At 67.7% G+C, this 17,720-nt stretch carries 19 protein-coding genes; 10 read left to right on the forward strand and 9 right to left on the reverse strand.

Features of this window, described 5'->3' with window-relative positions:
* Window positions 1-9: 9 nt before the first annotated feature.
* The 3 genes from J4H85_RS05400 to J4H85_RS05410 all read left to right on the forward strand — a co-directional run bounded on the left by J4H85_RS05400 (window position 10) and on the right by J4H85_RS05410 (window position 2,362).
* Window positions 10-312 (forward strand): hypothetical protein, encoded by a 303-nt coding sequence (locus J4H85_RS05400; RefSeq protein WP_307863434.1) that lies wholly within the window; start codon window positions 10-12, stop codon window positions 310-312.
* 134 nt (window positions 313-446) lie between these two features.
* Complete coding sequence (ygfZ, locus tag J4H85_RS05405; protein ID WP_208237638.1) at window positions 447-1,583, forward strand: CAF17-like 4Fe-4S cluster assembly/insertion protein YgfZ; 1,137 nt, start codon at window positions 447-449, stop codon at window positions 1,581-1,583.
* A gap of 38 nt (window positions 1,584-1,621) precedes the next feature.
* The gene (locus tag J4H85_RS05410; protein WP_208237640.1) at window positions 1,622-2,362 is read left to right on the forward strand and encodes a phosphoglyceromutase; all 741 of its coding nucleotides are present in this window, start codon (window positions 1,622-1,624) and stop codon (window positions 2,360-2,362) included.
* A gap of 53 nt (window positions 2,363-2,415) precedes the next feature.
* Here the strand turns inward: J4H85_RS05410 and ispF are convergent, their stop codons facing one another.
* Genes ispF through J4H85_RS05420 form a run of 3 tightly spaced genes read right to left on the reverse strand, consistent with a single transcriptional unit; the run spans window position 2,416 to window position 4,148 of the window.
* Window positions 2,416-2,883, reverse strand: a complete 468-nt coding sequence (gene ispF, locus J4H85_RS14330) for a 2-C-methyl-D-erythritol 2,4-cyclodiphosphate synthase (RefSeq protein ID WP_243893481.1) — start codon at window positions 2,881-2,883, stop codon at window positions 2,416-2,418.
* Window positions 2,880-3,620 carry a 2-C-methyl-D-erythritol 4-phosphate cytidylyltransferase gene (ispD, locus tag J4H85_RS14335; RefSeq protein WP_243893482.1) on the reverse strand — a complete coding sequence of 247 codons (741 nt, stop codon included), beginning with the start codon at window positions 3,618-3,620 and terminating at the stop codon, window positions 2,880-2,882. The genes ispF and ispD overlap by 4 nt, the downstream gene beginning before the upstream one ends.
* A 42-nt stretch (window positions 3,621-3,662) precedes the next feature.
* The gene (locus J4H85_RS05420) at window positions 3,663-4,148 is read right to left on the reverse strand and encodes a CarD family transcriptional regulator (protein ID WP_208237642.1); all 486 of its coding nucleotides are present in this window, start codon (window positions 4,146-4,148) and stop codon (window positions 3,663-3,665) included.
* A 160-nt stretch (window positions 4,149-4,308) separates the two neighbouring features.
* Here J4H85_RS05420 and J4H85_RS05425 point away from each other — a divergent pair, with 160 nt between their 5' ends.
* Window positions 4,309-4,932 carry a DNA modification methylase gene (locus tag J4H85_RS05425; RefSeq protein WP_208237659.1) on the forward strand — a complete coding sequence of 208 codons (624 nt, stop codon included), beginning with the start codon at window positions 4,309-4,311 and terminating at the stop codon, window positions 4,930-4,932.
* Between the two features lie 29 nt (window positions 4,933-4,961).
* Here J4H85_RS05425 and J4H85_RS05430 read toward each other — a convergent pair whose 3' ends face one another.
* Both J4H85_RS05430 and J4H85_RS05435 read right to left on the reverse strand, forming a co-directional pair.
* Window positions 4,962-5,660 carry a response regulator gene (locus J4H85_RS05430; protein WP_208237661.1) on the reverse strand — a complete coding sequence of 233 codons (699 nt, stop codon included), beginning with the start codon at window positions 5,658-5,660 and terminating at the stop codon, window positions 4,962-4,964.
* The gene (locus J4H85_RS05435; RefSeq protein ID WP_208237663.1) at window positions 5,657-6,859 is read right to left on the reverse strand and encodes a sensor histidine kinase; all 1,203 of its coding nucleotides are present in this window, start codon (window positions 6,857-6,859) and stop codon (window positions 5,657-5,659) included. The genes J4H85_RS05430 and J4H85_RS05435 overlap by 4 nt, the downstream gene beginning before the upstream one ends.
* Before the next feature lie 152 nt (window positions 6,860-7,011).
* Here J4H85_RS05435 and phoU point away from each other — a divergent pair, with 152 nt between their 5' ends.
* The 3 genes from phoU (at window position 7,012) to rlmB (ending at window position 10,175) form a co-directional block, all read left to right on the forward strand.
* On the forward strand, window positions 7,012-7,653 hold the full coding sequence (gene phoU / locus J4H85_RS05440) for a phosphate signaling complex protein PhoU (protein ID WP_208237665.1): 642 nt from the start codon (window positions 7,012-7,014) through the stop codon (window positions 7,651-7,653).
* 69 nt (window positions 7,654-7,722) lie between these two features.
* On the forward strand, window positions 7,723-9,177 hold the full coding sequence (gene cysS, locus J4H85_RS05445) for a cysteine--tRNA ligase (RefSeq protein WP_208237667.1): 1,455 nt from the start codon (window positions 7,723-7,725) through the stop codon (window positions 9,175-9,177).
* Complete coding sequence (gene rlmB / locus J4H85_RS05450; protein ID WP_208237669.1) at window positions 9,174-10,175, forward strand: 23S rRNA (guanosine(2251)-2'-O)-methyltransferase RlmB; 1,002 nt, start codon at window positions 9,174-9,176, stop codon at window positions 10,173-10,175. Before cysS ends, rlmB begins: the two co-directional genes overlap by 4 nt.
* Before the next feature lie 8 nt (window positions 10,176-10,183).
* Here rlmB and J4H85_RS13920 read toward each other — a convergent pair whose 3' ends face one another.
* The gene (locus J4H85_RS13920) at window positions 10,184-10,642 is read right to left on the reverse strand and encodes an Rv3235 family protein (RefSeq protein ID WP_307863436.1); all 459 of its coding nucleotides are present in this window, start codon (window positions 10,640-10,642) and stop codon (window positions 10,184-10,186) included.
* 119 nt (window positions 10,643-10,761) lie between these two features.
* Here J4H85_RS13920 and J4H85_RS05460 point away from each other — a divergent pair, with 119 nt between their 5' ends.
* The gene (locus tag J4H85_RS05460; protein WP_208237673.1) at window positions 10,762-12,288 is read left to right on the forward strand and encodes a sensor histidine kinase; all 1,527 of its coding nucleotides are present in this window, start codon (window positions 10,762-10,764) and stop codon (window positions 12,286-12,288) included.
* Between the two features lie 4 nt (window positions 12,289-12,292).
* Here J4H85_RS05460 and J4H85_RS05465 read toward each other — a convergent pair whose 3' ends face one another.
* On the reverse strand, window positions 12,293-12,622 hold the full coding sequence (locus tag J4H85_RS05465) for a hypothetical protein (RefSeq protein WP_208237675.1): 330 nt from the start codon (window positions 12,620-12,622) through the stop codon (window positions 12,293-12,295).
* Window positions 12,619-14,070: a PspC domain-containing protein gene (locus J4H85_RS05470; protein WP_208237677.1), complete on the reverse strand. Its 1,452-nt coding sequence runs from the start codon at window positions 14,068-14,070 to the stop codon at window positions 12,619-12,621. Before J4H85_RS05470 ends, J4H85_RS05465 begins: the two co-directional genes overlap by 4 nt.
* A 114-nt stretch (window positions 14,071-14,184) precedes the next feature.
* On the opposite strand from J4H85_RS05470, the gene J4H85_RS05475 reads away from it, so the two are divergent.
* Together J4H85_RS05475 and J4H85_RS05480 are read left to right on the forward strand one after the other, a co-directional pair.
* Window positions 14,185-15,468 carry an ATP-binding protein gene (locus tag J4H85_RS05475; RefSeq protein ID WP_208237679.1) on the forward strand — a complete coding sequence of 428 codons (1,284 nt, stop codon included), beginning with the start codon at window positions 14,185-14,187 and terminating at the stop codon, window positions 15,466-15,468.
* Window positions 15,465-16,136 carry a LuxR C-terminal-related transcriptional regulator gene (locus tag J4H85_RS05480; RefSeq protein WP_208237681.1) on the forward strand — a complete coding sequence of 224 codons (672 nt, stop codon included), beginning with the start codon at window positions 15,465-15,467 and terminating at the stop codon, window positions 16,134-16,136. The genes J4H85_RS05475 and J4H85_RS05480 overlap by 4 nt, the downstream gene beginning before the upstream one ends.
* 24 nt (window positions 16,137-16,160) lie before the next feature.
* Here J4H85_RS05480 and J4H85_RS05485 read toward each other — a convergent pair whose 3' ends face one another.
* Entirely contained in the window at window positions 16,161-17,666 is a 1,506-nt protein-coding gene (locus J4H85_RS05485) for a dolichyl-phosphate-mannose--protein mannosyltransferase (protein WP_307863438.1), read from the reverse strand.
* Window positions 17,667-17,720: the final 54 nt, after the last annotated feature.

Consider the following 17,720-nt stretch of genomic DNA (forward strand, 5'->3'; position numbering starts at 1 on the left):
AATGAGACCGTGACCGAGTCGCCCGCCCCAGATGCGCCCGAGATGCCCGACGTGCAATCGTGGCATGTGCCGCGCATGATCGTCGCGTGGCTCGTCGCGGCCGTCGTCGGGGTGCTCGTCACCGTCCTGGTCTCCGACGATGCCCGGTTCGCCTGGCTCGCTCTCGCCGTCGGACTCAGCACTCTCGTGACGTTCGGGCTGCAGCTCGGGACCGCTCAGCAGGCGGGGTTCATCACGCGAACATCGTTCAGCGTCGCGGGCTCCGTGGTGATCATCGCCGTCATCGACGTCGTCGGCCTGCTGGTACGATAAGGGCATGCTCGCACTGGAACTGTTCTACCTCGGACTGCTTGGACTCGCCGGTATCGGCATCGCGTGGGTCTCGGGTGCAGTGCTGGTGAAGCTCTTCAAGGGTCAGGAATAGAGCGTCGGAGAACGCTGATCCGATGGTGAGCCCGCTTCTGTCACTTCCTGCCGCGATCGCCGCCGATGGCCTCGAGGTCGCGGCTCATTACGGTTCGCCGCTGCCCGAACAGCGGGCGCTCGAGTCCGGTAACGCCATTCTCGACCTCAGTCACCGGGGAATCATCACCGTCGGCGGTGACGATCGACTGCGCTGGCTCCACTCGATGACGAGTCAAGACCTCGTGTCGCTCCGGCCGGGTGAGAGCGCCGAGACGTTGCTTCTGGACCCGAATGGGCGCATCGAGCATGCGATACGGATCGTCGATGATGGCGAACGCGCATGGCTGCTGGTGGACGAAGGATCCGCTGGGCCGCTTGCAGAGTTCCTCCTTCGCATGCGTTTCGCGATGCGCGTCGAGGTGAACGATGTCAGCGATCAGTACGCGGCGATGCTCGCCTTCGACGGTGGAACCGCCGTGCCGGTGCTTCGCGCCGCAGACTCGGTGATCGAGTGGCACGATCCCTGGGCCGCCGTCCAACGGGGCGGAACGCAGTACGCCATCGGTGAGCACCCCGGGTCCGCCTGGTCCGCAACGCAGAGTGTTCTGCCTCGCTCAGTGCTCCCGCGGCTCGCGGGGCGCATCGTAAACGGGGACACGCAGGCGGCGGGCCTCTTGGCCCTCGATGCACTTGAGATTCGAGCGTGGCGTCCGAGTCTGACGGGCGACGCAGACGACCGTGCGATCCCGAACGAATTCGATTGGCTCCGGACTGCCGTGCACCTGAACAAGGGGTGCTACCGCGGCCAGGAGACGGTAGCCAAAGTGCACAACATCGGCCACCCGCCGCGGAGGCTGGCGCTGCTCCACCTCGATGGTGCGGCGGGCGAGTTGCCGATCTCGGGCGCGCTCGTCTACCGCTCAGGGGAGTCGGGCGAGGAGAAGCCGCGTCCGGTCGGACGCATCACCCGCGCAGCCCGCCATTACGAGTGGGGCGGGATCGCGCTCGCGCTGCTCAAGCGCGCGTTGCCTGCCGATGCACTGCTCGAGGTGCGCGGAGGCGAGACCGGCGCGGATCCCGATTCGCGCACGGGAGAGACCATTGCGGCGAGCCAAGAGGCCATCGTGCCGACCGACGCCGGGGCGACGCGCGACCTCCCGAAGCTCAAGCGACTCTGAGTCCTCCCGACCGCTGGCGCGTCCAGTAGTCTGGGTGCATGAGCAACACGCTGATTCTGCTGCGCCACGGACAGAGCGACTGGAACGAGAAGAACCTCTTCACCGGTTGGGTGGACGTACGACTCACCGAGCGAGGGCGGTCCGAGGCTTCGGCGGCGGGCGCGCTGCTGGCCGACTCGGGTGCGCTGCCCGATGTGCTGCACACCTCGGTGCTCAGTCGCGCGATCCAGACCGCGGATCTGGCACTCGAGGCGGCGGACCGCCTGTGGATTCCGGTGCAGCGTTCGTGGCGGCTGAACGAGCGCCACTACGGTGCGCTGCAGGGTCTCGACAAGGCCGAGACGCTCGAGAAGTACGGCGAAGACCAGTTCATGGAGTGGCGTCGCTCGTTCGACACGCCGCCGCCGCCGCTCGACGACGACAGCGAGTTCTCGCAGGTCGGCGATCCGCGTTACGTGGGCATTGACGGTGACATTCCGCGCACCGAGTGCCTGAAAGACGTGATCGACCGCATGATCCCGTATTGGGAGCAGTCGATCGTGCCCGACCTCGACGCCGGTAAGACCGTGCTCGTCACGGCGCACGGCAACTCCCTCCGCGCTCTCGTGAAGCACCTCGAGGGCATCTCCGACACAGACATCGCCGGGCTCAACATTCCGACCGGCATGCCGCTGGTCTACGACATCGAGTCGGGAGGCTCGGCGAGCGGGCCCGGACGGTACCTCGATCCCGAGGCCGCAGAAGCCGGCGCTGCCGCGGTGGCCGCTCAGGGACGCTGACCCCGCGCATGACGAGTGGCGGACCCTCGGTCACCGAGGATCCGTTGCCGCGATCAGCGGCGCTCGACCAGGGCGGTCGCGATCGCGGCGATCCCCTCACCGCGACCGGTCAGCCCGAGCCCGTCGGTCGTCGTCGCCGAGAGGCTGACGGGAGCGCCGACGAGTGCGGTGAGCAGTCGCTGAGCCTCACCTCGTCGAGGTGAGAAACGCGGCCGATTGCCGAGAATCTGCACGGACACGTTCACCGGGCGCCATCCGTGCTCATCGAGCCGGGAAACCGCGGTGCGGACGAAGCCGGTGCTGGCGGCGTCGAGGGTATCGGCACGATCCACACCGACGAGCTCTCCGATGTCTCCGAGTGAGACGGCAGAGAGGAGCGCGTCCACGATGGCGTGACACACCGCGTCGCCATCGCTGTGACCGGAGAGGCCTCGCTCGCCCGGCCAGTGCAGCCCGGCGAGGTGCAGTGGAGAGGCGTCATCGAATGCGTGGACGTCGCACCCCGTCCCGACGCGGATCATGCGGACCCCAGGAGGGACTCGAGCAGCGCCCGATCGAACGCGGTGGTGAGCTTGTGAGCGCGGGACTCGCCGTCCACGATGGTGACGACATCGCCGGCGCGCTGCACGACCTCGGCGTCGTCGGTCGGAGCCGCGTTCACGTCATCCTCGAGGAGCGCGGCGCGCTCGTGGGCCGTCGCCAGCAGTGCTCTCGGGAACCCCTGCGGGGTCTGCACCGCCACGAGGGCGGCACGGTCGACGGTCTCTTGAACGGTTCCCTGAGCGTCGACCCGCTTCAGCGTGTCGGCCACGGGAAGCGCGGGCACCACCGGCCCGCGCGTGCGGTGCACTGCGGCGATGACGCGTTCGAAAAGCTCCGTCGAGGCGAGCGGGCGCGCGGCGTCGTGTACGAGGACGGTACTCACCGAGTCGTGCAGCGCGGCGAGACCGAATCTCACCGATTCGTGCCGCTCGCGCCCGCCGGACACGACGGAGACCCGCCAGAGGGGATGCGCGGCAGTCAGGCCGTGAGACAGCATGAGTGCCTCAGGAGCACGCTCCCGAGGCACCACGAGCACCAGTTGACCGCTGTGCGGCAACGAGACGATCGTGTCGATGCAGTGCTCGAGTAGCGTCCGCTCGCCGATCGTCACAAAAGCCTTCGGCGTCTCGGCGCCCAGGCGCTCGCCACGGCCGCCGGCCACGAGCACGATCCCGAGATCGGGCAGCGGGTGCGGCGCATTCGCTGAACTCGTCATGCTGCTCAGCTTAGCGTCGCGCACCCCAGGCGGGGCGGGGTGTCAGGAGGCCAGAACCTCATCGAGCATCTCGGACGCCTTGTCCTCATCGGTCTTCTCGGCGAGCGCGAGCTCGGAAACGAGAATCTGACGTGCCTTCGCGAGCATCCGCTTCTCTCCAGCGGAGAGCGAGCGCACCTCTTGATCGCGACGCCACAGGTCGCGGACGACCTCGGACACCTTGATCACGTCGCCCGACGCCAGCTTCTCCAGGTTCGCCTTGTATCGGCGCGACCAGTTGGTCGGCTCTTCGGTGAACGGCGCACGCAGCACCTCGAACACCTGCTCCAGGCCGTCCTTGTCAATGACGTCGCGCACGCCCACCAGGTCGCAGTTCTCAGCGGGAACCTCGATCGTCAGATCGCCCTGGTTCACCTGCAGCTTCAGGAAGAGCTTCTCCTCCCCGCCGAGTTTGCGGGTCCTGGTTTCAATGATCTTCGCAGCGCCGTGGTGGGGGTAGACGACGGTCTCTCCGACCTCAAATTGCATCGAGTGGCTCCTTATTCAATCCAACCCCTAGAATACCACAGGATCTCAAGGGACTTAGGTGTACCTAAGCTGCGACCGGGAAGCGTCAGCGGATAAGATGGATTCAAACTGTCATGGGGATCTCCCGTGAATCACCGCAAGAACCGCTCGGAGGACCACCTTGAAGCTTCGGACCGTCTCGGCCATCGTTCTCGCCGCCGGCCTGACCGTGGGGGCTTCGGGCTGCAGCCTCATCGCCCCCGTGGCGACGTCGATCCCCTACGCGCCCAGCGACGGCATCGACGTGACCGTTGGTGGAGCCGACGTCCGCAACATGATGCTGATCGCGGACGAGTCGGGTGAGAACTTCAACGTCGTCTTCACCGGAGTGAATACCGGTTCGGAGGACATCGAGCTGACGGTGAACATGGAGCACGGCGGATCGGGCTTCGCCTCGGCAGAGTTCACCCTCGAGCCGGGAACGACACTGTTCGGCGACCCCGAGGGTGAGATGGAGCCCACGCTCGTGCCGCTCGACGACGTGCAGCCCGGTGAGACCGTCGCGGCCTTCTTCCAGGTCGCCGGCGAAGACGAGGTCGAGCACAACATCCCGGTGCTCGACGGCACCCTGCAGGAGTACCGCGACTTCGTCATCGATGGGTCCGGCTCCGCGGACGCGACCGAGGGAGATTCGGCGTCGGAGGGCGTCACCGGAGTCGACCCCGAGTCCGAGGGCGAAGCGGACTCCGAGACCGGTTCGGGCAATGCGACCGGCACCGGAAGCGGCACCGCGGCCGCGGATTAACCTCAGGCCGCCGCGCGTGCGCGCACCGTTCAGTTGAAGCGGTAGCCGACGCCTCGAACGGTCGACAGGATGCGCGGTGATCTTGGGTCGGTCTCGATCCGAGATCGGATGCGCTTGACGTGCACGTCGAGCGTCTTCGTATCGCCGTAGTAGTCGCTGCCCCAGATGAGATCGATGAGCTGACCGCGGGTCAGCACGCGACCCGAGTTGCGCATCAGCAGTTCGAGCAGCTGGAACTCGCGGAGCGGCATCGCGACCTCTTCGCCTCGGACACGGACGGTGTGACGCTCCGTATCGAGGCGGACCTCGAGTTCATCGAGCACACCGTCAGGATCGTCGGACACCTCCTCGGCGCCGGCCGTAGCCGCGCTCCTCCGGAGTGCCGCCCTGACGCGCGCGAGAAGTTCGCGCGTCGAATACGGCTTCGTGACGTAATCATCGGCCCCGAGCTCGAGACCGACGACGATATCGACTTCGCTGTCTTTCGCGGTCAGCATGATGATCGGGATCTGCGACGATGCGCGAATGGTACGGCACACCTCCGTTCCCGGGAGGCCGGGAAGCATGAGATCGAGCAGAACGAGGTCGTACGCAGTCGCGTCGAAGAGCGCGACGGCGTCGGGGCCGGTCGCCGCTACGGTGATGTCGAACCCCTCGCGCTCGAGCAGAAAGGCGAGCGGACCCGAGATGGACTCTTCGTCCTCGACGAGCAGGATTCGTTGCGTCATGCGGTGCTCCGTGTGGGTTCTGCCGGTTCGACGGCCTTCTTGATCTTCTTCTTCGCGCGTTTCTTCGCGCGCTGCGGGTCTTCGTCGATGAGGGGAAACGTCAGACTGAAGCTGGACCCCACCCCCGGTTGAGACCAGACGTCCACGTCGCCGCCGTGGGCACGCATGGTGTGGCGCGCGATACTGAGCCCGAGACCGGTACCGCCGCCCTCGCGACTGCGCGATTCGTCGAGACGATAGAACCGCTCGAAGATGCGCGGGAGGTGCTCGGGGGGAATGCCAGCGCCCTGGTCGGTGATCGTGACCACCATCTGCTTGCTGGTGATCTCCATGCCGACCCCGACGCGTCCGCCATCCGGAGAGTGCTGAATCGCGTTGCTCAGGAGGTTCGCGACCGCGACCGAGAGCGACGAGGGTTTGCCCTGGATCACGGGCTCGCGCTCGGGAGAGCGGGGCTCCGTGACGATCAGGTCGACACTGCTGGCGGTCGCATACCCCCGATGCGCCTCGACCTCGATACGCACGAGCTCGCGCAGATCGACGCGCTCCCGGTCTTCGGGCTTCAACGTCGACTGTGCCTCCGACAGATGAATGATGTCGCGCGACAGGTCTCCGAGTCGCTTCGACTCCTTCATCAGTGAGGTCGCGAACTTTCGCACGGTCGGAGGCTGATCCGCGGCCTCCTTCACCGCTTCAGCGAGCAGACCGATCGCGGCGATCGGTGTCTTGAGTTCGTGACTCACGTTCGCGATGAAGTCGCGGCGCATTGCGTTCACGCGCTGCTCTTCCCCCAGATCTTCGGCGAGCACGACGAGGAAGCGCTGCTGCAGCTTGATGATGTGGATACGCACCGTGTTCGACGGATCCTCGGGGTCGGGCTCGCGGGTATCCGCGATGCCCGTCGACATGACCTGGCGGGCGCGCCGCAAGAACTCGGGTTCGCGCAGCTCTTCACCGCTGACCTGACGTTCGTCACGGGCAGCAGGGTTCACGTAGACGGGGCTCAACGATGCGTCGAGAATCACCGCGAACGTGTCGAACTCATGCAGGATGGTCACCGCAGCGTCGGGCAATTCCGGTCTCATCATCCGAGCACGGCGCCTCCCCGCAGACCGGGCCGCGAGAATCGTCGCCGTGATGAGCGCCCCGACGGCCGCACCGAGTCCGACTGACGCGAGCACGAGAATGGTCGGGGACATGTCTTCATCGTAGAGTGGACTCCCGGCGCCGCACGACGTGTTCAGCAACTGTTCACCTCTGCTCCGGTCGGCGTTCACCGCCGCGGGTCACACTGGAAGCACTGTGGCTGCAGCCGTCGGCCCCCAGTCCGTCAGTCCGAGAAGGGAAACGCATGCGCGAAGTGTTCCAGCAGTCGTTGCGCGAGGTGCAGGATCGCCTCGTCGAGATCGCCGAGTTGGTCGAGGAGTCGATCCAGAAGGCGACCACGGCGTTCTCGCACTCCGACGTGGCGCTCGCCGAACAGGTGATCGACGGAGATGAGGAGGTGGAGCGTCGAGTCGCTTCACTCGACGATCTCTCCATCGACATTCTCGCGCGCCAGCAGCCCGTCGCCTCCGACCTTCGTCTGATGGTGGGAGCGCTGCGCATGAGCGCATCGCTCGAGCGCATGTCGGATCTCGCGGGGCACATCGCGCAGCTCGCCCGTTACCGGTACCCGGAGAGCGCTGTGCCGAGCGGTCTTACCGACATCTTCCTGCGCATGGGCGAGGTCGACGTGGTCATGGCGGGCAAGCTCGTGGAGTTGCTGCGCACGCAGGAGCCGCGCACGATCGCCGAGATCCGGGATCTCGATGACGACCTCGATGAGTTGCACGCACGCGTGTTCGAGAAAGTGTTGAGCAACAAGCTCTCCGACAACCCGACCGGTGTCGTCGACGCAACGCTCGCCAGCCGGTACCACGAGCGCTTCGGCGACCACGCCGTCGACATCGCCAAGTACGTCGAGTACTTCCTCGGCGGCGAACTCCGCTGACGAGCTGCGGATCGGTCCGAGGCGAACGGTCGAGCCGCCCCTCGGGCGGCGACCAGTAGGGTAGAGGCTGTGAATCAGCGCATCTACGACTCGAAGCGTCAGGAACTCCTCGACCTCGACCCGGTGACCCCGGGCGAGGTGGGCCTGTACGTCTGCGGGCCGACGGTGCAGTCCGCTCCTCACATCGGGCATCTGCGCAGCGCCCTCGTCTACGATCAGATCCGCCGCTGGCTCGGGGCCAGTGGATACCGTGTCACCCTGATCCGCAACGTCACCGACATCGATGACAAGATCCTCGATGGGGCGCGTGCCGCGGCGGACGCGGGAGCCCCCGAGGAGTGGTGGGCGCTCGCGTATCGGGTGGAGCGCGACTTCACCGCGGCGTACGATGCGATCGGCGTGCTCCCGCCCACGTACGAGCCGCGCGCGACGGCGAACATCCAGGAGATGATCGATCTCATCGGTCAGCTCATCGATCGCGGTCATGCCTATGTCGCCGAGGACGGGTCGGGGAGCGTCTACTTCGATACCCGGAGCTGGCCGGAGTATGGTGCGCTGACTCACCAGAGCTTGGATCAGATGGAGGACGCGGCGGACAGCGAACCGGTCGGCAAACGCGATCCTCGTGATTTCGCGCTCTGGAAGGCGCATCGCGAGCACGAGCCGGTGACCGCGTCGTGGGCGTCGCCGTGGGGACGGGGTCGACCTGGCTGGCACATCGAGTGCTCGGCGATGTCGACACGGTATCTCGGCGACGAGTTCGACATTCATGGAGGCGGGCTCGACCTCCGCTTTCCGCACCACGAGAACGAGCTCGCCCAGTCGAATGCGGCGGGTCACCCGTTCGCGCGTCTCTGGATTCACAACGGCCTCGTGAACACCGGTGGGCAGAAGATGTCGAAGTCGCTCGGCAACTCCCTGTTCGCGAGTGATCTGCTCGCGCAGGCCCGACCCATCGCGCTGCGGTACTTTCTCGGATCGGCGCACTACCGTTCAACGCTCGAATTCAGCGAGGAGTCGCTCGCCGAAGCGGAGACGGCGCTCTCGCGCATCGAGGGGTTCGTATCGCGGGTGGAACGGGCCGCGGGCGACGATGCGGGGTTCCCTGCTCTGAACGGCACTGCGTCGGTGGCGGATCTGCCCGAAGCGTTCGTCTCGGCGATGCACGATGATTTCGGTGTGCCGCAGGCCCTCGGCGTGCTGCACCAGACCGTCCGCGCCGGCAACACGGCCCTCGACGACGGTGATCTCGATGCGAGCATCGCCGCCGCAGCGCAGGTCGCCGCGATGCTCGACGTCTTCGGAGTCGACGGTCGAGCCGACCAGTGGTCGGCCGGCGCCTCCGCGAATGATGATCGCCCTGCCGCCGTGCTGGACGCGCTGATCGGCGGACTTCTCGCTGACCGCGCCTCCGCGAGAGCGGCAAAAGACTTCGCCTTGAGCGACACCATTCGCGATCGCTTGCAGCATGCGGGCGTCGCCCTGGAAGACAGTCCGACCGGAACTCGCTGGAGTGTGACATGAATACGAAGAAGGGGCGCCCAGGCGCCGTACGTAAGAAGAGCCGCGGGAAGGCCGTCGGCTCCGGCGGTCAGGGCCGGCAGGCGCTCGAGGGCAAGAAACCGACGCCGAAGGCTGAGGACCGCCCGTACCATCCCGCGGGCAAGGCCAAGGCCGCGCGCGAGCGCTACGATGCGGCGCGCCAGCGGCACGGTGGCGGCAAGGACTCGGGAGAGCGACGGGGTCGGGCCCCGCAGCAGACTGACGACTCCGAGCTCGTGACCGGCCGGAACGCGGTGCTCGAGGCCTTGCGCACGAAGTCGCCCGCAACGACGCTCTATATCGCCGCCAAGGTGGAGATGGATGATCGATTCCGGGAGATCTTGAGTCTCGCGGTGAAGTCGAATCTGCCGGTGCTCGAGGTGATGCGTCCTGAGCTGGACCGCATGGTGTCGCGCGATACCGTGCACCAGGGTGTTGCGCTGAAGGTGCCGCCGTACGAGTACGCGCACCCGATTGATCTGCTGGAGAAGGTGGTCGATCGCCATCAGACCCCGCTCTTCGTCGCGCTCGACGGCGTCACGGATCCTCGCAATCTCGGGGCGATCATTCGATCCGTCGCGGCGTTCGGCGGGCAGGGCGTCATCGTTCCGCAGCGACGCGCTGCGCCGGTGAACTCGGCCGCGTGGCGGACCTCCGCCGGGGCAGCGGCGCGGATCCCGGTGGCGATGGCGGGCAATCTCACGCAGACGCTGAAGGACATGAAGAAGCAGGGCGTCTTCGTGGTGGGTCTCGATGGCGACGGCGATGTTCCGCTGCCTGGCCTCGATCTCGCCGACCGTCCGCTCGTGCTCGTGATCGGCAGCGAGGGCAAGGGTCTCTCGCGACTCGTAGCCGAGCACTGCGATGCGCTGGTCTCGATCCCGATCACGGGGGCGGCCGAATCGCTCAACGCGAGTGTGGCGGCGAGTGTCACCCTGTACGAGGTCGCGAAGCTGCGCGGGGAGTCCCGTCGGGGCTGACCCCCGCATCACAGGACTCCCATGACTTCGGCGCGCCAGCGTCCGTGGGCGAGTTCGAGACGCATGGCGACAGCGATGGCGCGACGACCGACGTAGACGGTGACGCTCGCCTCGACGGCCCCGGGCCTGGGCTCCGAGGTGAACACCGAACCGGGATGCGGAACCATGCGGCGGTGATCACGGTGCACCGCTCGCCGCTCAGCGCGAAGTTGGCGTTGGAAGAACAGTTGCTCCGCAGCAGATGCTGAAAGGCGACTGCGCAATTGGGTGAACGGCCGGCTCCCGTCCAGAACTTCGACCGCGTGAACCGCGAGGGCGGCGATGAAGGCCCGAGGCGGGGGAGGGATGTCCGGAGGGCTGTTCGGAGCGGTCGCAGTGCGTGAGGCGAGGGGAGGGTGTCCGGGCACGACGGGCGCTCCTGTTCCAATGGGTGCATCGAAGCGGCGCTCTCCCCTGGGATGCCCCACCTGTTGGCCGCGTCTCGTGATTCCACCTTAGAAAACGGTGGGCGAGGCGTGTCAACGGCGATCATTCCCTGTGCGCGGATGCGCAGGTGACACGATCATCGGAGGGTAGGCTGACTTCCGTGTCGACACTGCGAAAACTTGCCGAGAAATACTCCAGCCTGGGGCAGGAGGAGATCGACTGGCTCGAGCTGCTCATGTTCGATTGGCCGCTGCTCGCCGATCTCGCTCTGGGCGATGTCGTGCTGTGGGCTCCCACGCCCGACGGCACGTATCTCGCAGTCGCGCACAGCAGACCGGCCGGTTCGGTCACGATGTTCTACCGCGACATCCTGGGCGAGTACCTGCGTCCGGACTGGCAGGATCTCGTGGATGAGGCGCTGCAGACGCGCGAACCCGTGAACTCGACGGCACCCGCCTGGTACGAAGAGAATCCGATGCGTCTGACGGCCTATTCGGTCGCACGACGCGATAGCGACGGGCATCCGTCGCAGCCGTTCGCGGTGATCACGCTGCACACCAGCGTCTCGGACGCGAGGAACGCCTCTCGCATCGGAGCGGCGTTCCGGGAGTGCGCTCTCGACATCTTCACGATGATCCAGCACGGCGACTTCCCATCACCCGGCACGAGTCGCGGACGCGAGCGGGGGGCGCCGCGTGCGGCGGACGGCCTGGTGCGCGTCGACCCCGAAGGTCTCGTGCACTTCGCGAGCCCGAACACGCAGTCCACCTTCAACCTGCTCGGGTACCGCGACGAGCTCGAGGGGGAGAGCTTCCCGGAAGCGGTCGCAGAGATCGTCCGCGGTCAGTTCGATACGAACGAGAGCCTGCCCCTGATCGCCCAGGGGAAGATCGCGAAGCGTGCCGACCTCGAAGCGCTGGGTCGCACCGTGACCCTCCGTTCGATCCCGGTCATCCGCGACGGGCACCGTGCCGGCGGCATCGTGCTGACCCGCGACGTGACCGAGATCCGTCAGCAGGCGCAGGAACTCATCACGAAGGACGCCACGATCCGGGAGATCCATCACCGGGTGAAGAACAACCTGCAGACGGTCGCGTCGCTGCTCCGCGTGCAGGCGCGCCGCGCTCGCGCGGAGGAGGCGAAGCAGGTGCTGGGTCAGGCGATGCGACGCGTCGCCGCGATCGCCGTCGTGCACGACACGCTGTCGACCGGCCTCTCCCAGATCGTCGACTTCGACGTGGTCTTCGATCGAGTCGTCGGTCTGGCGGCCGAGGTCGCGAGCCTGCACGGCACCACGGTGCACCCCCGCAAGGAAGGCACGTTCGGTGAGCTCCCCTCGGAGTACGCGACGCCGCTTGCGCTCGCCCTCACCGAGGTGGTGACGAACGCCGTCGAGCACGGATTGGCCGGTCGCGAAGGCGAAGTGTTCGTCCGCGCGAATCGCGACGACCGCCGACTTTCCGTCGAGGTCGTGGATACCGGGACCGGACTGCCTGGCGGAACTGTCGGCGATGGCCTCGGCACGCAGATCGTGCGGACACTGATCGAGGGCGAACTCGGGGGCACCATCACGTGGAGTCCTGATGCCGCCGGCGGCACGCGGGTGGAGATCGAGATTCCACTGCACTGGATCAACACGCAGACGCGCCCGATCCCGCGACTCGAGAACGACGAGTCGCGGAACTGAGGCGTCAGCGACGACCGCGCAGGATGACGGCCACCGCGACCACGAGGAGCAATGCGCCGAGTCCGAGGATCACGCCCGTGATCCAAACGCCGGGGTCCACGGTGCCGGGAGCGACCGTCTGCTGCAGCACGCCGGCGCAGAAGGCCAGAACGAGTACACCCCAGACGATGGTGCCGGTGCTGGCACCTGAGCGTTTCCCAGGCGCCAGCGGCGCTTCCGGAGTCTGAGGTTCGGCGGTCGGAGGTGCGGCGCCCGATCCAGATTCAGCGGCCAGCGGCGTCGTGGGCGACGCGGGGCTCGCGGGCTCCGGAGGTTCGAGGGGGGTGGTATTCATCGCTGCGCCTCCTCAGGTGCGAGTGCGGTGGTGGGGGCGGCGGCCATCGCGAAGTCGACGGGGTCGTCGGAGACACGGGCGTTGCCGAATGCGAGCCTGATGGTGACGTGGACCGCCTCATCGGTCTGCGACTGCTGCGCGGTGCGGCCGCTGGTCTCCGCGGTGATCGTGCGGTGCTGCAGCACTCCCGAGCTCTCGCGACCGTCGGCGGCGGTACCGCGTTCGGTGATGTTCCCCGCGAGCAGGCGAACGTCGACGATCGTGGGGCGATCCTCGGGGAGCACCACGCGTGCCTGTCCGGCGAGCAGCCAGATCTCGGTGTCGAACGACCCGGATCCGGAATTGAGGTCGGAGAGGTCGATCGTCGCGTCACCCGCGATCATCGTGACGCCGGGATCGCTGCCATCGGACACCGTGACGGTGCGGTCGCCGAACGGCTGGAAGGCGGAGCCGGCCGGGAATACCGCGGCGAACAGCAGTGCGATCACGCCGCACCACGACAGGAAGACGATGATCCCGCCGTCTTTGCCCCGTGCGCCGGCGATGATGAGGGAGAGCCCGAGCACGGCGAGCGCGACGATGCCGCCAATGACGAAGGCGCTTCGGACGGTGCCCGCACCGTCCGCGAGCGGGAACGTGACCCAGTCGCCGAGGATCGCGGCCGCAGCGGCCCCGCCGGCGAGCAGCGCCAACGCCAGCGTCAGGAGGACGTGCCCGGCGCCGAGCCGCCTCGCCCGGTGTCTCGCGGTGCTCTCCGCGCTCACCCGCTCGCTCCACTCCGCGGCTCGTCGTCCGACGTCTTCGCCCCACTCACCGGCGCGCTGGCTCACCTGCTCGCTCCACGGCCCCCAGTCGCGCCCTGAACCGGAACCTGGATCGGTCTCGGGCGTTTCCGCAGCACGGGGCTGCCGAGCCGGTGAGCCTCGTCCGCGGGAGACGCACCAGACCGCGAGCCAGATCCCTCCACCCACGATCGCGGTCCACCACAGCACGGCGAACAGGGCGGAGATCCAGTCGGGCATGCCCCAGACGTCCCAGAGCGCGAGACCGCCGAACGGAAGTCCGGCGATGCGGAGGAGGACCGGGAGTACGATGATCGCCGCGAGCACGACGGCGGTGGTCAGTACCCCGGTCGACGCTCGCCCCCGGATGATGTCCTCCACGTGGATCCGGCCGGTGTGATCCGGTAGCAGGAGCCACCCGAGCACGTAGAGCAGGATCCCCGGACCGCCGAGGACGGCGAGCACCACGAAGATGCCGCGCACGATCAGCGGATCGATGTCGATCTTCGCGGCGATGCCGGCTGCGACGCCCGTGAGCCAGCGATCCTCGGAACGTGCGAGTCCCAGGCCGCGGATCCAACCGAAGAACCCGTCGGCCGGTCGTTCGGAACGGCCCGCCTGCGGTTCGGGGGGAGTCTGCTCTCCCGTGGAGTGTGGTGCGTTCATGCTCTCGAGTCTCCTCCGCTCCTCCGAGTGACGCCATCGGGGTTCCCCCTGACCGAACCCTGATTCCATGCCGGGAACGATGCGGGTCGCGCGTCGGGGTGCTTGGATGAGAGTGTGAACAGAGCTCCCCTCCGGCGTCCGCGCCACGATCGCGTCATCGCGGGCGTCGGCGCGGGGCTTGCGGAGCACCTCGGGTGGGAAGCGGTGCAGGTGCGCATCGTGCTCGCGGCACTGACGCTGCTCGGGGGCGCCGGAGCTCTGCTGTACGCGTGGCTGTGGGCGACCGTCCCGGAGAACGGGGAGACCGACGGCGTCGTACCGCTGCGACGCGCGTTCACCCGCCCGGACGGTCAGGCGCCGGCCCGGAGTGCCGATCCCGCATCAGCCGCCCCCCGCGACCGCGTTCGCGGGCCCCAGCGCCGCATCCCGGTCGCCGAGATCATGCTCGGTCTCGGCCTGCTCGCGGTCGGGATCGCGCTCGTGCTCATGCGTCTCGACGTCGACGTGCGTCTCGACCTCATCCTGCCCACGTTCGCGATCTGCGTCGGCGTCGGTCTCGCCTGGTGGCAGATCGCGGATCGGGCGAGACCCGACCGCAGTGTCGTGCCGCGGGTCCTCGCCGCGCTCGCGCTGGTCGCGGTCGGTGTCCTGATGTTCTTCGTCACAGCCCGTCAGCCCAATGCGTGGACGGTGATCGCTGCGGCGCTGTCCGTGCTGCTCGGGGTCGCGCTCGCCGTCGCCCCCTGGCTCCTCCGACTGAACCGAGAGCTCATCGCCGAGCGGGCCGGGCGGGCACGGGAGGCCGAGCGCTCGGAGATCGCCGCTCATCTCCACGATTCGGTGCTGCAGACGCTCGCGCTGATCCAGCAGCGTTCGGAAGCCGGGAGCGACATCGACCGTCTCGCGCGCAGTCAGGAGCGTCAGCTGAGGCAGTGGCTCTTCCAAACCGCTGACGGCGCACCCGGGCGCGACCGGGACGCCGTCGACGTCGAGGTCGCCGCCCACGCCGCAGCGCTCGAGGCGGAGCACGCCGTGCGGTTCGAAGTGGTCGCCGTGGGCGTCGCGCCGGGTGTGGAGGCCCCGGAACCTCTCGTCGCGGCTGCCAGGGAAGCCATGCTCAATGCCGCACGGCACGCCGGAGGGACGGTGACCGTCTACCTCGAGGTCGCCGGCGACCGGATCACGATCGATATCACCGACCGGGGGCCTGGAGTCGATCTGCAAGCGCTCCCGGAGGGCAGAATGGGTATTCGCGAATCGATCCTCGGACGTATGGATCGCGCCGGAGGATCGGCGCGGATCGTGCCCGGGCCCGGGGGATCGGGCACCTCTGTGAGACTGGCTGCACCTCGCTCAGGGGCGCCGAGCACCCCGCATCACGAAACGGAGACCCCGTGAACACGCGAGCACACCCGATCCGCGTCGTGATCGTCGACGACCACCAGATCTTTCGGGCCGGCCTCCGCTCGGACCTCGGAGCCGAACTCGATGTCTGCGCCGAGGCCGCCACTGTCGACGAGGCCGTCGCCGCGATCACGGATGCAGCACCCGATGTCGTGCTCCTTGACGTCCACCTTCCAGGCGGCGCCGGGGGAGGGGGCGCTGAGGTGATCCGGAGCCTGACAGGGGTGATCGATCCGGCCCGGACGCGGTTCCTCGCACTGAGCGTTTCGGACGCGGCGGACGATGTCGTCTCGGTGATCCGGGCCGGCGCACGCGGATATCTGACAAAGGCGTCGACCGGTGCGGAGGTGACGGAAGCAGTCGTTCGCGTGACGGCTGGCGACGCGGTGTTCTCGCCGCGTCTCGCGGGGTTCGTGCTCGACGCATTCGGCGCGGGGATCGGTGAGACGGCCGCGGTCGACGACGAACTCGATCGACTCTCGGCGCGCGAGCAGGAGGTCATGCGCATGATCGCCCGTGGATACGCCTACAAGGAGGTCGCAGCCGAGTTGTTCCTGTCGGTGAAGACGGTGGAGACCCACGTGTCGAAGGTGCTCCGCAAGCTGCAGCTCTCCAACCGCCACGAACTCACGGCCTGGGCGCTGTCTCGACGACTGCTCTGAGCGACCGGACGCGACGGCGACGCGTCACACCCAGTCGGGCAACCAGAGGTGCAGATGCCAGAACGCGGTGCTCACCGGCATACCCGTCCAGAGCGGGAAGAAGAAGCAGGACACCGCGACGGCGACGCACGCGAAGATGCCGACGGCGATCCTGCGCCCGAGAAGCGCGCCGCGATCGTCGGCGAATCGGAACAGACGATGGCCCGCCGCGTCCGGTGCCCGCACGAGTTCAGCGAGCACGAGCGCGAGGGCGAGCGCCGCGAACGGTGTGAGCACGACGGCGTAGAACTGGAACACCGCTGACCGAGAGACCGTGAGTACCCAGGGCAGCCACCCGGAGAGATACGCGACGACGATGAACGCCGCGGCTCCGACCAGCGGGTTCGCGACCAGGCCGCCACCCCGTCGCCGCGCAGCGCGCGTCACCGCCATCCCCACCGCGATCACCAGGATGACGAGCGCGAGCAGTCCACCCCACGTCACGAGCAGATTCGGAAGCGGCGAGACCACGGACACCCAATCCGCTGCATCGGAACCGGGCTCCGCCCCCGGAGCGGGAACGGAGGAGCGGTGCATCGCTGTCGGAACGAGCCCGAGAGGCCAGGTCCACGGCGACGAGTCGTAAGGGTGCGGTGCCGACAGCGTTCGATGCCACTCGAGCATCTCGACGTGGTATCGCCACAATGCCCCCCACCACGAGGAAGCGCTGTCGCGCGCATGGCCGCCCGAGGTGAGGATCCACCCGGTCCACGACGCGACATACGTCGTGAGTGCGACTATGAGTGCTCCGATGCCGGTGACGAACGTCCGCGCTGCAGCACCGAGCCACGGGCGACGGGACCCGGTGCGACGCGACACGAGCACGTCGCTCACCGCGATGAAGACGAAGAAGAACACCAACGGATAGATCCCTGACCACTTGATCGCCGAAGCCGCGCCGAAGCACGCCGCGCCCCCGATGAGCCACGGCCGCATCCACCATGAGCGCGTCCGATCCCGCAGATGGTCGTGCCAGAGGCACAGCGCACCCCCCACGATCGCGCAGGCGAGCAACCCATCGAGCAGTCCAACGCGCGACAGTGTCACGTGGACGCCATCGATCGCGAGCAACAGGCCGGCGAGGCAGGTGGTGACGAGGCTGCGGCTCATGCTCCAGGCGAGACGCATGGTGAGCGCGACCGTGAGCACACCGGCGAGCGCAACGGCCGATCGCCATCCCCACCCGGTGTCGGCGCCGAATATCAGGATCCCGAGCCCGATGAGCCATTTGCCGAGCGGCGGGTGCACCGCGTTGGCAGCGGACTCCGAGAACTCCGTCGCCCGTCCGCCCGCCAGGCTCGGCTCGCGGTCGGGCCACACCGTCGGGTACCCGTGCGCCAACTGGCTGATGGCGTCGCGCACGTAATATACCTCGTCGAAGACCAGGGTATCGGGGCGCCCCAGCGCCCAGAACCGGAGGATCAGCGCGACCGCGAGCACCGCCACCGGGCCCAGCCAGCGCCGGCGAAGCAGGGTTGAAACGACGGTCACCCGACCAGCTTACGAGCCTGCGACGCACGACCATCGAGTCCGGTCGCAACGGAC

Source organism: Leucobacter tardus (genome assembly GCF_017583045.1).
Taxonomy (GTDB): domain Bacteria; phylum Actinomycetota; class Actinomycetes; order Actinomycetales; family Microbacteriaceae; genus Leucobacter; species Leucobacter tardus.

Excerpts from the sequence above, each read along its gene's own strand:
- ygfZ (WP_208237638.1), top strand. The coding sequence starts at position 447 with ATGGTGAGCCCGCTTCTGTCACTTCCTGCCGCGATCGCCGCCGATGGC.
- J4H85_RS05410 (WP_208237640.1), top strand. The coding sequence starts at position 1,622 with ATGAGCAACACGCTGATTCTGCTGCGCCACGGACAGAGCGACTGGAAC.
- ispF (WP_243893481.1), bottom strand. The coding sequence starts at position 2,883 with ATGATCCGCGTCGGGACGGGGTGCGACGTCCACGCATTCGATGACGCC.
- ispD (WP_243893482.1), bottom strand. The coding sequence starts at position 3,620 with ATGACGAGTTCAGCGAATGCGCCGCACCCGCTGCCCGATCTCGGGATC.
- J4H85_RS05420 (WP_208237642.1), bottom strand. The coding sequence starts at position 4,148 with ATGCAATTTGAGGTCGGAGAGACCGTCGTCTACCCCCACCACGGCGCT.
- J4H85_RS05430 (WP_208237661.1), bottom strand. The coding sequence starts at position 5,660 with ATGACGCAACGAATCCTGCTCGTCGAGGACGAAGAGTCCATCTCGGGT.
- J4H85_RS05435 (WP_208237663.1), bottom strand. The coding sequence starts at position 6,859 with ATGTCCCCGACCATTCTCGTGCTCGCGTCAGTCGGACTCGGTGCGGCC.
- phoU (WP_208237665.1), top strand. The coding sequence starts at position 7,012 with ATGCGCGAAGTGTTCCAGCAGTCGTTGCGCGAGGTGCAGGATCGCCTC.
- rlmB (WP_208237669.1), top strand. The coding sequence starts at position 9,174 with ATGAATACGAAGAAGGGGCGCCCAGGCGCCGTACGTAAGAAGAGCCGC.
- J4H85_RS05465 (WP_208237675.1), bottom strand. The coding sequence starts at position 12,622 with ATGAATACCACCCCCCTCGAACCTCCGGAGCCCGCGAGCCCCGCGTCG.
- J4H85_RS05470 (WP_208237677.1), bottom strand. The coding sequence starts at position 14,070 with ATGAACGCACCACACTCCACGGGAGAGCAGACTCCCCCCGAACCGCAG.